The sequence below is a fragment of the Pseudomonas sp. WMBT8 genome, from assembly GCF_050916005.1.
In the GTDB taxonomy this organism is placed as follows: domain Bacteria; phylum Pseudomonadota; class Gammaproteobacteria; order Pseudomonadales; family Pseudomonadaceae; genus Aquipseudomonas.
Genome location: NZ_CP188096.1, coordinates 1,052,248 through 1,066,735 on the forward strand (window position 1 = coordinate 1,052,248; position 14,488 = coordinate 1,066,735).

The window sequence follows — 14,488 nt, forward strand, 5'->3', positions numbered from 1 at the left end:
GCTCCTGATGGCGGGCAGTAGGGTGGGGCCTTCTGTCACACCACCGGGGAAGACGCATGACAAAAACAACAATGCGCGCCATCTTCAGGCCACAGGCGCTGGCCGCTGCGGTTGCTTTGGGTTGCTGCGTTCAGGCGCAGGCTGTTTCATTCAATATCGGCGAGATCGAGGGGCAGTTCGATTCGTCGCTGTCGGTGGGTGCCAGCTGGGGCATGCGCGATGCCGACCGCAAGCTGGTGGGCACGGTCAACGGCGGCAGTGGCCAGGCTTCCACCGGGGATGACGGGCGGCTGAACTTCAAGAAGGGCGAAACCTACTCGAAAATCTTCAAGGGCCTGCACGACCTGGAGCTCAAGTACGGCGATACCGGGGTGTTTGTACGGGGCAAGTACTGGTACGACTTCGAACTCAAGGACGAAGACCGCGAGTTCAAGCCGATCAGCGACCACAACCGCAAGGAAGGCTCCAAATCCAGCGGTGCACAGATCCTCGATGCCTTCGTCTATCACAACTATTCCCTGGGCGACCTGCCGGGCACCGTGCGTGCCGGCAAGCAGGTGGTCAGTTGGGGCGAAAGTACCTTCATCGGCAACTCCATCAACAGCATCAACCCCGTCGACGTCTCGGCCTTCCGCCGGCCTGGCGCCGAGATCAAGGAAGGCCTGATCCCGGTGAACATGCTGTTCGCCTCCCAGGGCCTGACCAACCAACTGACCGTGGAAGGCTTCTACCAGTTGGAATGGGACCAGACCGTACTGGATAACTGCGGCACCTTCTTTGGTGGCGACGTGGCGGCCGATGGCTGCACCAATAACTACACGGTCGGCAGCCCGGCGATTCGCCCGCTGCAACCTGTGGCCGCTGCGTTCGGCCAAGGCTTTGGCGTGACCAACGAAGGGGTGATCGTGCGCCGCGCTGCCGACCGTGATGCACGGGATTCCGGGCAGTTCGGCATGGCCTTGCGCTGGCTCGGCGATGACACCGAGTACGGCCTGTACTTCATGAACTACCACAGCCGCACGCCGACCGTGGGCACCCTCACGGCCAACACTAACCTTGCGACCATCGGCAATATCATCAATACCGCCAACGGCATTGCCCCCGGCAGCGGCGCCGGCCTGGCGCAGAGCGTGATGCTCGGACGCGGCCAGTACTACCTGGATTACCCGGAAGACATCCGCCTGTACGGCGCCAGCTTTTCCACGACCCTGCCCACCGGCACCGCCTGGACCGGGGAAATCAGCTACCGCCCCAACGCCCCGGTGCAACTCAACACCACCGACCTGACCCTGGCCCTGGTCAACCCGATTGCCGGTAACACCGTGTCGCCGATCAAGAGCTCATTCGGCGCTGACAACACCGGCTACCGGCGCAAGGAAATCACCCAGTTCCAAACCACCATGACCCAGTTTTTCGACCAGGTGCTGGGCGCTGAACGCCTGACCGTAGTGGGCGAGGCGGCCATCGTGCGGGTGGGCGGGCTGGAGAACAAAACCAAGCTGCGCTACGGCCGTGATTCGGTCTACGGCCAATACGGTTTTGGCGGTGATACCGACGGCTTCGTCACGGCGACTTCCTGGGGTTATCGCGCCCGGGCGATCCTGGACTACAACAACGTGATCGCCGGGATCAACTTCAAGCCCAACCTGTCCTGGTCCCATGACGTCAAGGGTTACGGCCCCAATGGCCTGTTCAACGAAGGGGCCAAGGCGCTCAGCGTCGGGGTCGATGCGGACTACCGCAACACCTACACCGCGAGCCTGAGCTACACCGACTTTTTTGGCGGTGACTACAACACCCTGACCGACCGTGACTTCCTCGCCCTCAGCTTTGGCGTGAACTTCTGATTCGGCTAAAAAAGAACAAGGACAACAACCATGCGTAAGATGATTTTGCAGTGCGGTGTACTGGCCCTCAGCCTGGTGGCCGCCAACGTGATGGCCGCCGTGTCACCGCAAGAAGCAGCCAAGCTCGGTACGACCTTGACCCCAGTGGGCGCCGAGAAAGCCGGTAACGCCGATGGCTCGATCCCGGCCTGGACCGGTGGCATCCCGAAAAACGCCGGCGCGGTGGACAGCAAGGGCTTTTTGGCCGACCCGTTTGCCAATGAAAAACCGCTGTTCGTGATCACCGCGGCCACGGTCGACAAGTACAAGGACAAACTGTCGGACGGCCAGGTGGCGATGTTCAAGCGCTACCCAGAGACCTACAAAATCCCGGTCTACACCACCCACCGCACGGTCAACCTGCCCGACGATATCTACGAGTCGATCAAGCGCAGCGCGCTCAACGTCAAGTCGATCAACGACGGCAACGGCCTGGAGAATTTCACCGGCAACCGCTACTACGCCTTCCCGATCCCGAAAAATGGCGTCGAGGTGTTGTGGAACCACATCACTCGCTATCACGGCGGCAACCTGCGACGCATCATCACCCAGGCCACACCGCAGACCAACGGCAGCTACACGCCGATCCGCTTTGAAGAAGAAGTGGCAGTGCCACAACTGATCCCGGACATGGACCCGGCCAAGGGCGCCAACGTGCTGACCTTCTTCAAGCAGTCGGTCACCGCGCCCGCCCGCCTGGCGGGTAACGTGCTGCTGGTACACGAAACCCTCGACCAGGTGAAAGAACCGCGCCTGGCATGGATCTACAACGCCGGCCAACGCCGCGTGCGCCGTGCACCGCAAGTGGCCTACGACGGGCCGGGCACTGCGTCCGACGGCCTGCGCACCTCGGATAACTTCGACATGTTCTCCGGCGCGCCAGACCGCTACGACTGGAAACTGGTGGGCAAGAAGGAAATGTACATTCCCTACAACGCCTACAAGCTCGATTCGCCGTCCCTTAAATATGACGACATCATCAAGGCCGGCCACATCAACCAGGACCTGACCCGCTACGAGCTGCACCGGGTCTGGGAAGTGGTGGGCACGGTGAAACCAAGCGAGCGGCACATCTACGCCAAGCGCCACATGTACATCGACGAAGACAGCTGGCAAGTGGCGCTGGTGGATCACTATGACGGCCGCGGCCAACTGTGGCGCGTTGCCGAAGGTCATGCGCAGTTCTACTACAACCACCAGACCCCGGCCTACACCGTCGAGACCCTGTACGACATCATCGCCGGCCGCTACATCGCCCTGGGCATGAAGAACGAAGAGAAGAGCAGCTTTGTATTCGGCTTCAACGCCAAGGCGGCGGACTACACCCCATCGGCCCTGCGCGCCTCGGGAGTACGCTGACCTGAGGTTGTAAAGCCAATCACTGTGGGAGCTGGCTTGCCTGCGATGGCGGTGGACCAGGCAAAACCCATCAACCTGACCCACCGCCATCGCAGGCAAGCCAGCTCCCACATAGGCTCGGGTTTTAACCTGCCAACCCTGTGCCGGGCTCAAATGAAGCCCGGCTTTTTTATGCCCGGCAATCAGCCCGCTGAATACTTCTTCAACAACGCCCATTGACAGGACTACGGTAGACCGCACGCCGCATAACAATAAAAAAGGGACGTTGTAATGACCGCCATGACCCGTCGCCTGGATCGCCCTGGATTCATGCCACGTCTGTCTTCCCACCATTTGCTGCGCCCACGCCTGGCCGAGCCGTTGCTGGGGGCCGAGGCGCGGGTCCGGTTGCTGTGCGCGCCGGCCGGTAGTGGCAAGAGTGCCTTGTTGGCCGAATGCGCCCTGCAGGCCCCGGCGAGTTGCCAAGTGTATTGGCTGCCCCTCAACGGTGCGGCCCTGGACCCGCTGGATTTCTGTCAGCGCCTGGCCCAAAGCCTGGGCCTGGTGTTTGTCGATCAAGCCAGCTTGTTGCTCGACCTGAGCCGCTGGCAAGCGCCGGCCTGGCTGTTTCTCGATGACTATTGCCGGGTGGCGGCGCCCGCATTGGATGCCTTGCTCGATCGGGTGCTGGCGGCCAGCAGCCCGGCCTTGGTCTGGTGGCTGGGCGCGCGGCGCCGGCCGGCCTGCAATTGGCCACGGCTGTTGCTCGATGATGAGTTGTGGGAGTGCGGCGGCACCGAGTTGGCGTTCGATCAGCGCGAGGTCCAGCAACTGCTCGAGCATCACGCCGCGGGCGGGCAGGCTGCCGATAAAGTCCTACAGTTCAGCGCCGGCTGGTGCGCCGGCGTGCGTATCGCCCTGCTCGAAGGCGACAGCCATCCCGACAGCGGTGCCTGGCATGGGCGCTCCCAGACCTTGCTCGATTACCTGCAACACGAACTGTTCAGCACCTTGCCCGAAGAGTTGGAGGAGGCCTGGCGCGTGTTGGCGCACCTGCCGCGTTTCAACCCGGGGCTGTGCGAACACCTGTTCGGGTTTGGCGATGGCGCCGACTACCTGCGCGAGCTCCAGGCCCTCGGCGCGTTTATCGAGCCCTGGGAAGATTCGCCGGAGTGGCTGCAGGTTTTCGCGCCCCTGGCCCAGTTACTGCGCGACGAACCCTGGCCGGCCCGGCGTTCCTGGCACCGGCGCGCCTGCCAATGGTTTACCGCAGCCCAGGACTGGCAGGCGGCGTTTGAGCAGGCGCTGCTGGCTGAAGAGTACGAAGTGGCGGTCAGCCTGTTGGAGCACTTCAGCTTTGAAGACTTGTTCCGCCAGCAAAACGCCGTGCTGTTGTTGCGCCTGCATGAGCAACATGGCGACGAGTTGATGCTCGGCTCGGCGCAACTGGTGGGGCTGGTCACGGCGGCCTTGCTGTTTGCCGGGCGTTTCGACCAGGCCGCGCAATGCATCGATCAACTGGCGCGCTTCACCCCGCAACCCACCGCCGCGCTGCAACGCCATCTGCTGGCGCGCTGGCAGGCGCAGTGGGGTTGGTTATTGCACCTTGGGGGGGAAGCGGTGCCTGCGCGTGGGCATTTTCTGGAGGCATTGAATGACTTGCCGGACAGCGCCTGGACGTCGCGCCTGATGTGCCTGTCCGGGCTGACCCAGCAAGCGCTGTTGCGCGGCGAACTGGACGTGGCCCAGGCACTCAATCGCGAGGCGCTGTGCCTGGCGCGGGCCCATGGTTCGTTGCTGCTGGAAGCGGTGCTGGAGCTTGATCACGCGCAACTGCTGGAACAGCGGGGCGCACCGTACCGGGCCCAGAGCCTGTTGGAAGGCGTGCAGGCCATGCTGGTGCAGCAGCGCCTCAAGGCCGGGCCGCTGATGGGCCGGATTGCCTTGCGCCGTGGGCACCTGGCACTGCGCCAGGGGCATGACGCGCTGGCCACCGACTGCCTCGAAGCCGGCCTGGGCATGTGCCTGCATAGCCAGGATAAGCGCGTGCTGTACGGCTTCCTTGGGTTGGCGATGCTGGCGGCCAACCGTGGCGACTACGCCCAGGCGTTTATCCAGTTGCGCGACGCCGAGCGCCTGATGCAGCGCCGGCAGGTGCCCGACACGGTGTACCGGGCGGTGTTGCTGTTGCTCAGTGGGCACTTCTGGTTGCAGCAGGGGCGCGCCGAACTGACCCTGGAGGCCGTCAGCCGGGTGCTGCGCCACTATCATGGCCCGCAGGCGAAACAGGCACCGCCGGCGACCCTGGAGCTGATCCCCCGGCTGGAATACTTGCTGGTGCTGGCCCAGGTCAAGCTGCGCCGGGCCGAGCAACCCATCCAGCGGCTCACGGCCTTGCTCGATACGGCCCGCGAGCGTGGCATGCAGTGCCTGGAAGTGGAGTTGCACCTGGTGTTGGGCGAGGTGGCCTGGCAACTGGGCGAGCGCGCGAACGCGGTGCGTTCGCTGCAAACCGGGCTGGCCCTGGCGGCGCGCTGCCAGGTGCAACAGGCGGTGCGCGAACTGCGTCTGCGCCAGCCGGGGTTGCTCAGTGAACTGGGGCTTGAACCTCAGGATGCAGTGGCGGCGCCAGGGGAAAACCCGTTGAGCCAACGGGAACTGGAGGTGCTGCAACTGATCGCGCTGGGTAACTCCAACCTGGAAATTGCCGACTTGTTGTTTATCTCGCTGCACACGGTGAAGACCCACGCGCGGCGGATTCACAGCAAGTTGGGGGTGGAGCGGCGCACCCAGGCCGTGGCCAAGGCCAAGACCCTGGGCCTGATGGCCTGATTACTCCCAGCAATGCCGATCAACAGGTGGGAGCTGGCTTGTCGGGTCGCCGCATCGCTGCGATAGCGGTAGGCCAGTCAACATATCCTCACATGACCCACCGCCATCGCGGGCAAGCCCGCTCCCACAGGGGATCTCGGCTGGGCACAGGACTTTGCACACACCACACACCAACTGTGGGAGCTGGCTTGCCTGCGATGACGGTGTATCAGTCGCAGAATGTATCACCTGACCCACCGCCATCGCGGGCAAGCCCGCTCCCACAGGGGATCTTGGCTGGGCACAGGACTTTGCACACACCACACATCAACTGTGGGAGCTGGCTTGCCTGCGATGACGGTGTATCAGTCGCAGAATGTATCACCTGACCCACCGCCATCGCGGGCAAGCCCGCTCCCACAGGGGATCTCGGCTGGGCACAGGACTTTGCACACACCACACACCAACTGTGGGAGCTGGCTTGCCTGCGATGACGGTGTATCAGTCGCAGAATGTTTCAACTGACCCACCGCCATCGCGGGCAAGCCCGCTCCCACAGGGGATCTCGGCTGGGCACAGGACTTTGCACACACCACACACCAACTGTGGGAGCTGGCTTGCCTGCGATGACGGTGTATCAGTCGCAGAATGTATCAACTGACCCACCGCCATCGCAGGCAAGCCAGCTCCCACATTGGCCTGTGCGCATTCAGTATGGGTGGATCAGGGTTGATAACCCATCCGCCAACTCACAGCCTGGCTCGCCGCCAGCAACTGCCGGGCCGCCGGTCCATCTTCATCGGCATGGAACAACGATGTCGGCCCCACCACCGTCATCACCGCCACCACCTGGCCCATGGCATTAAAGACCGGCGCCGACAGCGCATCGACCCCGGGCATCAGCAAGCCATGCACAAAGTGCAGGCCCCGCTGGCGAATCTGCGCACAGGCCTGCCCATACGCCTGGTCGTCCGCCAGCGCATGGGCGGTGCCGGCCTGGATCTCCTGCGTGCGCAGGTCGACGGTTTCGCGCTCTGGCAAAAAGGCGCTGAACACCAGGCCCGTGGATGAGCTGAGCAGCGGCAGCACCGACCCCAGTTGCGTCACCACCGTGACCGCGCGTACCGCCGGCTCGATATGCACCACCGTTGCGCCGTGGTTGCCCCACACCGCGAGAAAGCAGGTTTCATTCAACTCGTCGCGCAGCTGCGCCAGGGGCAGGGTGGCGACTTTCAGCACGTCCATGCTACCCAGCGCCGCCAACCCCACGCGCAAGGCTTCGCGGCCCAGGCCGTAATGGTTGGTGGCCGTGTTCTGTTCGGCAAACCCCGAGGCAATCAACGCCTGCAAATAGCGGTGGACCTTGCTCGCGGGCATCTGCACATGTTCGGCCAGGCGCGACAGGGACGTGGCCGGCGACAGTTCGGCCAGGGCCTTGAGGATGTCGGTGCCGACTTCGGCCGAGCGGACTTTCTGTTTACCGGTGTCGCGGGGGGCGGGGGGCTTTTCCATGGAGAGCGTGTGTCCGAAAGACGAATGGCGGTCTTTATAGCTTGACGGTCGATACGGAGCAAATTACGTTATGCGTAACTGGATTACGATAAAAACAACTTCCTTACTGAGGACGATCCATGACCCTCGATTACCAATCGGGCTTTGGCAATGAATTCGCCAGCGAAGCCTTGCCAGGTGCACTGCCGGTCGGCCAGAACTCCCCGCAAAAAGCGCCCTACGGGCTGTACACCGAACTGTTCTCCGGCACCGCCTTCACCATGGTGCGCAGCGAAGCCCGGCGTACCTGGATGTATCGCATCCAACCGTCGGCCAATCACCCGGCATTCATTAAGCTGGAACGACAACTGGCCGGTGGCCCGCTGGGCGAGGTGACGCCCAACCGCCTGCGCTGGAACCCGTTGGATGTACCTGCAGAACCCACCGACTTTATCGACGGCCTGGTCGGCATGGTGGCCAACGCCGGCGCCGAGAAACCCTCCGGCATCAGCATCTATCACTACCGTGCCAACTGCTCCATGGAGCGGGTGTTCTTCAACGCCGACGGCGAACTGTTGATCGTTCCCGAGCAAGGCCGCCTGCGCATCGCTACTGAACTTGGGGTGCTGGAGGTCGAGCCGCTGGAAATCGTCGTGCTGCCACGGGGCCTGAAATTTCGCATCGAACTGCTGGATGCCCAGGCTCGCGGCTACGTCGCCGAAAACCACGGCGCGCCGCTGCGCCTGCCGGACCTGGGGCCGATTGGCAGCAATGGCCTGGCCAACCCCCGGGACTTCCTGACCCCGGTCGCCCACTACGAAGACCTTTCACGGCCCACGCCGCTGGTGCAGAAGTTCCTCGGCGAGCTGTGGGGCTGCACCCTCGATCACTCGCCGCTGAACGTGGTGGCCTGGCACGGCAATAACGTGCCGTACAAATATGACCTGCGCCGCTTCAACACTATCGGCACAGTAAGTTTCGATCACCCGGATCCGTCGATCTTTACCGTGTTGACCTCGCCTACCAGCGTCCACGGCCTGGCCAATCTCGACTTCGTGATCTTCCCGCCGCGCTGGATGGTGGCCGAAAACACCTTCCGGCCACCGTGGTTCCACCGCAACCTGATGAACGAATACATGGGCCTGATCCAGGGCGCCTACGACGCCAAGGCAGAAGGTTTCCTGCCCGGCGGCGCGTCGCTGCACAGTTGCATGAGCGCCCACGGCCCGGATGGCGAGACCTGCACCAAGGCCATCGCCGTGGACCTGGCGCCGCACAAAATCGATAACACCATGGCCTTCATGTTCGAGACCAGCCAGGTGCTGCGCCCGACCCGCTTCGCCCTGGACTGCCCGCAACTGCAAAACACTTACGACGCTTGCTGGGCCACGCTGCCGGCAACCTTCAACCCGAATCGGAGATAAACCATGACTCAGTCCACTCTCACCCGTAGTTGGGTGGCCTCGGCCAACGGTCACCCGGATTTCCCCTTGCAGAACCTGCCCCTGGGCATCTTCAGCCTCAACGGTTCGGCACCGCGCAGTGGCGTGGCGATTGGCGAGCATATTCTTGATCTGCAAGCGGCCCGTGACCTGTTTGACGGTGAAGCGCGCCGCGCCATCGATGCCATGGCGGACGGCCAACTGAACGCCTTCTTCGAACTGGGCCGTGGCCCACGGGTGGCACTGCGCGAACGCCTGCTGGAACTGCTCGCCGAGGGCAGCAGCCAGCAAGCCAAGCTGCAAGCCCTGGGTGCCCAAGTGTTGCCATTGGCGGCTGATTGCCAGATGCACCTGCCAGCGAAAATCAACGATTACACCGACTTCTACGTCGGCATCGAGCACGCGCAGAACGTCGGCAAACTGTTCCGCCCGGACAACCCCTTGTTGCCCAACTACAAGTACGTGCCAATTGGTTACCACGGCCGCGCGTCGACGATCCGCCCGTCCGGCACCGAGGTGCGCCGGCCCAAGGGCCAGACCCTGCCAGCCGGCCAGACCGAACCGACCTTCGGCCCGTGCGCACGCCTGGACTACGAACTGGAGCTGGGCATCTGGATCGGCCAGGGCAATGCCATGGGCGACTCGATTGCCATTGGCGATGCCGCCGAGCACATCGCTGGCTTCTGCCTGCTCAACGACTGGTCGGCCCGCGATATCCAGGCCTGGGAGTACCAGCCGCTGGGGCCGTTCCTGTCGAAAAGCTTTATCACCAGCGTCTCGCCCTGGGTGGTCACGGCTGAAGCCCTGGAGCCGTTCCGCAAGGCCCAGCCCGCACGCCCGGCTGGCGATCCACAACCGCTGCCGTACCTGCTAGACACCCGTGATCAGGCCGCTGGCGGCTTTGATATCGAACTGGAAGTGCTGCTGACCACCGCCGCGATGCGCGAGCAGAACCTGGCGGCCCATCGCCTGACCCTGAGCAACACCCAACACATGTACTGGACCGTGGCGCAAATGGTCGCGCACCACAGCGTCAACGGCTGCCAGTTGCAGGCCGGCGACCTGTTTGGTTCGGGCACCTTGTCGGGCCCGGAAGCGGGGCAGTTCGGCAGCCTGCTGGAAATCACCGAAGGCGGCAAAAAGCCGATCGAGCTGGCCTCCGGCGAAGTGCGCAAGTTCCTTGAAGACGGCGACGAAATCATCCTGCGCGCCCGCTGCACGCGTGATGGATTTGCCTCCATCGGTTTCGGTGAATGCCGTGGCACCGTGGTCGCCGCGCGCTAAGGGGGCGAGGGGATGGAACTCTATACCTACTACCGTTCCACATCGTCCTACCGGGTGCGCATCGCTCTGGCGCTCAAGGGCCTGGACTTCACCGCGCTGCCGGTCAACCTGCTGGTGCCCAAGGGCGGCGCCAACCGCCAGCCCGAATACCTGGCGATCAACCCCCAGGGCCGTGTCCCGGCCTTGCGTACCGACGAGGGCGAACTGTTGATCCAGTCGCCGGCGATCATCGAGTACCTGGATGAACGTTATCCACAGGTGCCGCTGCTCGCCAAGGACCTGGCAGCCCGCGCCCATGAGCGCGCGGTGGCCTCGATCATCGGCTGTGACATTCACCCGTTGCACAACTCCAGCACCCAGAACCTGTTGCGCCAGTGGGGGCATGACGAGGCGCAATTGCTGGAGTGGATCGGGCACTGGATCAGCCAGGGCCTGGGCGCCGTGGAGCAATTGATCGGCGAGCAGGGTTACTGCCTTGGCGACCAGCCAGGGCTGGCGGATGCGTTTCTGATCCCGCAGTTGTACGCGGCAGAGCGCTTCAAGGTGGCACTGGATGGCTACCCACGAATCCTGCGCGTCGCAGCCTTGGCTGCCAAACATCCTGCATTTATCCAGGCCCATCCCTCCAACCAACCTGACACCCCCTAACCCCTGCAGGAGCCGGCTTGCCGTCGATGGCGCTTCACCTGATACACCGCCATCGCCGGCAAGCCAGCTCCTACAGGCGGATATCCAATAAAAAAAACAGGTACCTTGCGATGCACAATCAGATTGCCAGCTTTCGCGCGGCACTCGACGCCCGTCCGGTGTCGCGCTACCAGTGGTTGATTCTCCTGTTGTTGGCATTGTTGCTGGTCACCGATGGTTACGATGCCCAAGTGTTGGGCTACGTCGTCCCGGCCCTGGCCCAGGACTGGGGCCTGGAAAAAGCCGCCTTCGGCCCGGTGTTCAGTGCCAACCTGCTGGGGCTGACCTTAGGTTCCCTGGCCGTGACGCCCCTGGCGGACCGCTTCGGCGTGCGCCGCATCCTGCTCGCCTGCGTACTGATCTACGCCAGCCTCACGGTGCTGATGGTATTCGCCAATTCCCTGAACACGCTGATGGCCGCACGCTTTATTTGCGGCATTGGCATGGGTGGCGCGATGCCCAGTGCCATGGCCTTGATGTCGGAATATTCGCCACCGCGTATGCGCACGTTGATGGTGACGCTGGCGGCCTGTGGTTTCTCGTTCGGTGGCGCGGCGGGTGGTTTTGTCGCGGCGGGTTTTATCGACAGTTTCGGCTGGCAGGCGGTGTTCCTCGCCGGTGGTGTGACGCCGTTGCTGCTGTTTCCCTTCCTGGTATGGCTGCTGCCTGAATCCTTGCCACGTTTGTTGCGCGATGCGCCGCCCTATGCGCGCCTGCAGAAAGTCACGGCGCGCATGCTGCCTGGTTGGCAGGCGCCGGCGGCCAGCGAAGAACAGAATCGCCAGGAGCAGGGCAGCAAACTGACGGTGGTGGAGTTGTTTCGCAATGGCTATGCCCGGCCAACGCTGCTGATCTGGTCGACCTTTTTCGTCAGCCTGATCCTGCTGTATTTCATGATCAGTTGGTTGCCGTCACTGCTGCTGGAAAGTGGCATGGCCTTGAACAAAGCCAACCTGGTGACCTCGATGTTCCTGTTCGCCGGCACGTTGGGCGCGATTGGCATGGCGTGGTTCGCTGATCGCCTGAAAAGCAAGGTCCGCCTGCTCTCCGGTGTGTTGGCGGCCGCGGCGGTGTGCACGATTCTGCTGGGGCTCAATCACGACAACCCGCGTTACCTGGTGGCGTTTGTGTTTGCGGCGGGCTTTTGCATCATCGGTGGCCAGTTGACCCTCAATGCGTTTGCCAGCAACTTTTACCCGGCCCATGTACGTGCGACGGGCACGGGCTGGGCGCTGGGTGTCGGGCGGTTTGGTTCGATCCTCGGGCCGCTGTTTGGCAGCATGTTGCTGGCGATGCATGTACCGGTGCAGCAGATTTTCTTCTTCTGCGCGTTTCCAGCGGTGATCGCCGCGCTGCTGATCATTCAGGTGCGCTCCCCCGAGCCCAAGGCGCCGGTTGAGATCCTCCAGCACCCGCTTGAATCCTGAAGGGCAACCCCCTTATTTGTAGGAGCTGTCGAACCCCGGCGAGGCGGCGATGAGGGCGACGCGGTTCACCGGTCGCCCCCTTTAATGCACCACCGCCCCAGGCGGCAAATGCCCCAGCCGTTCCGTCAGACGCAGCCGCTGCACCGGGTCTTCACTGAGCAACAGCGCGTGCTCAAGATCGAAGCGCTCGGCATTCGGGCAATCCAGGTGCTTGTACAGACTGGCCCGCGCCAGATAGTCGGCGGCGCTGGCATCGCCCAGTTCCAGCACGCGCTCGGCGTCGATCAGCGCCGCGAGGTGATTGTCATTGGCCAGGTGCAGTTGCCGCAGGTTGCGCGACAGCCGTTGCAGGATCAGCCGTGGCTCGGCGCTGCGCAGGTGCTCGGCTTGCAGCTTGAGATTGGGGCCGTACTGGCGTTGCAGCAATTCGCGGCAGTCGTTGGGGTACAGCCGCCGCCCGCCACAGGGGTCGAGCAAATGATCGGCACCGCTTACCCGTAGCAGGAAGTGCCCGGGGAAGTTGACCCCGACCATCGGGATCTCCAGGCGCCGCGCCAACTCCAGGGCAATCAGACCCAGGGCCAGAGGCTGTCCGCGGCGGCGCTGCAACACCTTGTCCAACAGCGCGGCGGCGGGGCGCAAGGGGGTGAAGTCATCCTGGGCGAACCCCAGGTCGTTCAGTATCCGCAGCAACGGTTGGCCCAGCTCATCGGCCGGCAGCAGCGGCATGCCGAGGCTTACCTGCTGTTGCAGCACCGCGAAGTCAGCCAGGATCGCCCGTGGCTCCACGGCGGGGTCGTGCTCGGCAGCGATCCATAAGGCGGCTTCAAACAGCGCCGCAGGCGAGCGGTGCAGGCAGTCGAAAAAGGCTTGGCGGGGATTCATTGCATTCTCCGTCGGATGTCTCGTTTTAGCCTTGCCGAGAACTTTCGTCCAGCTTCTTGAGAACCAGCCTACTTGTTTATGTCACAAAGCCTGAAATTGCGGTCGGCTTATTCCCGCGTGCTCCGGCAATCTTTTACCGGCGGCCTATACTTGGCGACTACAAGAAGTGATTCGGGAGCTTGACGATGTTTGCTCTCATGCACAGCACCCGCCTTGAATCCCTGCACCTGAGCGTTGACCCGGTGAGCGGGTTGAAGGCGGTCATTGCCATTCACAGCAGTCGCCTGGGGCCGGCCCTGGGCGGCTGTCGCTACCTGGCCTACCCCGACGACGAAAGCGCCGTGGCCGACGCCGCGCGCCTGGCCCGAGGCATGAGCTACAAAGCCGCGCTGGCCGGCTTGCCGGTGGGCGGCGGTAACGCTGTAATCATCCGCCCGGCCCATGTGGAAAGCCGCGCCGCGTTGTTCGAAGCCTTCGGCCGGTGCATCGAGCAACTCGATGGCCGCTACATCACCGCCATCGACAGCGGCACCTCCGTGGCAGACATGGACTGCATCGCCCAGCACACGCGCTTTGTCACCAGCACCACCGCCGCCGGCGATCCGTCTCCCCATGCGGCCATGGGCGTATTCGCCGGCATCCGCACCGCCGCCATGGCCCGCCTGGGCAGCGACAACCTGGAAGGCCTGCGTGTGGCAATCCAGGGCCTGGGCAACGTCGGCTACGCCCTGGCCGAACAACTGCACGCCGCTGGCGCCGAATTGCTGGTGAGCGATATTGACCCTGGCAAAGTGCAACTGGCCATGGAGCAACTGGGCGCCCACCCGATTGCCAACGACGCCTTACTCAGTACCCCATGCGACATTCTCGCGCCGTGCGGCCTGGGCGCCGTCCTCAACCGCCAGAGCGTCGCCCAACTGCGCTGCGCCGCCGTGGCCGGTTCCGCCAGCGCACAGCTGACCCACCTGCAAGTGGCCGACCAATTGGAAGCGCGCGGCATCCTCTACGCACCGGACTATGTGATCAACTCCGGCGGCCTGATCTACGTCGCCCTCAAGCACAGTGGCGCGGACCTGGCGACCATCACCGCGCACCTGTCCAACATCGGCACACGCCTGACCGAAATTTTCGGCCACGCTCAAGCCGAAAAACGCTCACCCGCCCGAGTGGCCGATGAACTGGCCGAGCGCCTGCTGTACGCCTAGCCCTTATTAAAAAGGCCCTGAATCAACGATCC

10 protein-coding genes are annotated in these 14,488 nt (G+C 63.4%); 8 read left to right on the top strand and 2 right to left on the bottom strand.

The features are described 5' to 3' along the window. Nucleotides 1-56: 56 nt before the first annotated feature. From ACO77H_RS04545 to ACO77H_RS04555, 3 genes are all read left to right on the top strand, one after another. On the top strand, nucleotides 57-1,847 hold the full coding sequence (locus ACO77H_RS04545) for a DUF1302 domain-containing protein (protein WP_169954903.1): 1,791 nt from the start codon (nucleotides 57-59) through the stop codon (nucleotides 1,845-1,847). A gap of 30 nt (nucleotides 1,848-1,877) precedes the next feature. Then, nucleotides 1,878-3,245 (top strand): DUF1329 domain-containing protein, encoded by a 1,368-nt coding sequence (locus tag ACO77H_RS04550; protein ID WP_169954904.1) that lies wholly within the window; start codon nucleotides 1,878-1,880, stop codon nucleotides 3,243-3,245. Between the two features lie 270 nt (nucleotides 3,246-3,515). Next, nucleotides 3,516-6,056, top strand: coding sequence for a LuxR C-terminal-related transcriptional regulator (locus tag ACO77H_RS04555; protein WP_432755059.1), 2,541 nt, complete (start codon nucleotides 3,516-3,518; stop codon nucleotides 6,054-6,056). A gap of 702 nt (nucleotides 6,057-6,758) precedes the next feature. On the opposite strand, the gene ACO77H_RS04560 is transcribed toward ACO77H_RS04555, so the two are convergent. Then, on the bottom strand, nucleotides 6,759-7,547 hold the full coding sequence (locus tag ACO77H_RS04560) for an IclR family transcriptional regulator (RefSeq protein ID WP_170043015.1): 789 nt from the start codon (nucleotides 7,545-7,547) through the stop codon (nucleotides 6,759-6,761). 119 nt (nucleotides 7,548-7,666) lie between these two features. On the opposite strand from ACO77H_RS04560, the gene hmgA reads away from it, so the two are divergent. The 4 genes from hmgA (at nucleotide 7,667) to ACO77H_RS04580 (ending at nucleotide 12,366) form a co-directional block, all read left to right on the top strand. Next, the gene (gene hmgA / locus ACO77H_RS04565) at nucleotides 7,667-8,950 is read left to right on the top strand and encodes a homogentisate 1,2-dioxygenase (protein ID WP_169954907.1); all 1,284 of its coding nucleotides are present in this window, start codon (nucleotides 7,667-7,669) and stop codon (nucleotides 8,948-8,950) included. A 3-nt stretch (nucleotides 8,951-8,953) separates the two neighbouring features. Then, complete coding sequence (gene fahA / locus ACO77H_RS04570; RefSeq protein ID WP_432755060.1) at nucleotides 8,954-10,252, top strand: fumarylacetoacetase; 1,299 nt, start codon at nucleotides 8,954-8,956, stop codon at nucleotides 10,250-10,252. A 12-nt stretch (nucleotides 10,253-10,264) separates the two neighbouring features. Further along, complete coding sequence (gene maiA / locus ACO77H_RS04575) at nucleotides 10,265-10,900, top strand: maleylacetoacetate isomerase (RefSeq protein ID WP_432755061.1); 636 nt, start codon at nucleotides 10,265-10,267, stop codon at nucleotides 10,898-10,900. 110 nt (nucleotides 10,901-11,010) lie between these two features. Next, the gene (locus ACO77H_RS04580) at nucleotides 11,011-12,366 is read left to right on the top strand and encodes an MFS transporter (protein WP_432755062.1); all 1,356 of its coding nucleotides are present in this window, start codon (nucleotides 11,011-11,013) and stop codon (nucleotides 12,364-12,366) included. A gap of 81 nt (nucleotides 12,367-12,447) precedes the next feature. Here ACO77H_RS04580 and ACO77H_RS04585 read toward each other — a convergent pair whose 3' ends face one another. Beyond that, a complete protein-coding gene (locus ACO77H_RS04585; protein ID WP_169954911.1) occupies nucleotides 12,448-13,251 on the bottom strand; it encodes a SirB1 family protein in 804 nt (267 codons plus the stop codon). A gap of 185 nt (nucleotides 13,252-13,436) precedes the next feature. Between ACO77H_RS04585 and ACO77H_RS04590 the strand changes: the two genes are divergently transcribed. Then, nucleotides 13,437-14,456, top strand: coding sequence for a Leu/Phe/Val dehydrogenase (locus ACO77H_RS04590; RefSeq protein ID WP_170058559.1), 1,020 nt, complete (start codon nucleotides 13,437-13,439; stop codon nucleotides 14,454-14,456). Nucleotides 14,457-14,488: the final 32 nt, after the last annotated feature.

What these genes read in the sequence shown, in the direction of transcription:
- maiA (WP_432755061.1), top strand. Translation starts at nt 10,265, where the DNA reads ATGGAACTCTATACCTACTACCGTTCCACATCGTCCTACCGGGTGCGC.
- hmgA (WP_169954907.1), top strand. Translation starts at nt 7,667, where the DNA reads ATGACCCTCGATTACCAATCGGGCTTTGGCAATGAATTCGCCAGCGAA.
- ACO77H_RS04550 (WP_169954904.1), top strand. Translation starts at nt 1,878, where the DNA reads ATGCGTAAGATGATTTTGCAGTGCGGTGTACTGGCCCTCAGCCTGGTG.
- ACO77H_RS04560 (WP_170043015.1), bottom strand. Translation starts at nt 7,547, where the DNA reads ATGGAAAAGCCCCCCGCCCCCCGCGACACCGGTAAACAGAAAGTCCGC.
- ACO77H_RS04580 (WP_432755062.1), top strand. Translation starts at nt 11,011, where the DNA reads ATGCACAATCAGATTGCCAGCTTTCGCGCGGCACTCGACGCCCGTCCG.
- ACO77H_RS04585 (WP_169954911.1), bottom strand. Translation starts at nt 13,251, where the DNA reads ATGAATCCCCGCCAAGCCTTTTTCGACTGCCTGCACCGCTCGCCTGCG.
- ACO77H_RS04590 (WP_170058559.1), top strand. Translation starts at nt 13,437, where the DNA reads ATGTTTGCTCTCATGCACAGCACCCGCCTTGAATCCCTGCACCTGAGC.
- fahA (WP_432755060.1), top strand. Translation starts at nt 8,954, where the DNA reads ATGACTCAGTCCACTCTCACCCGTAGTTGGGTGGCCTCGGCCAACGGT.
- ACO77H_RS04545 (WP_169954903.1), top strand. Translation starts at nt 57, where the DNA reads ATGACAAAAACAACAATGCGCGCCATCTTCAGGCCACAGGCGCTGGCC.
- ACO77H_RS04555 (WP_432755059.1), top strand. Translation starts at nt 3,516, where the DNA reads ATGACCGCCATGACCCGTCGCCTGGATCGCCCTGGATTCATGCCACGT.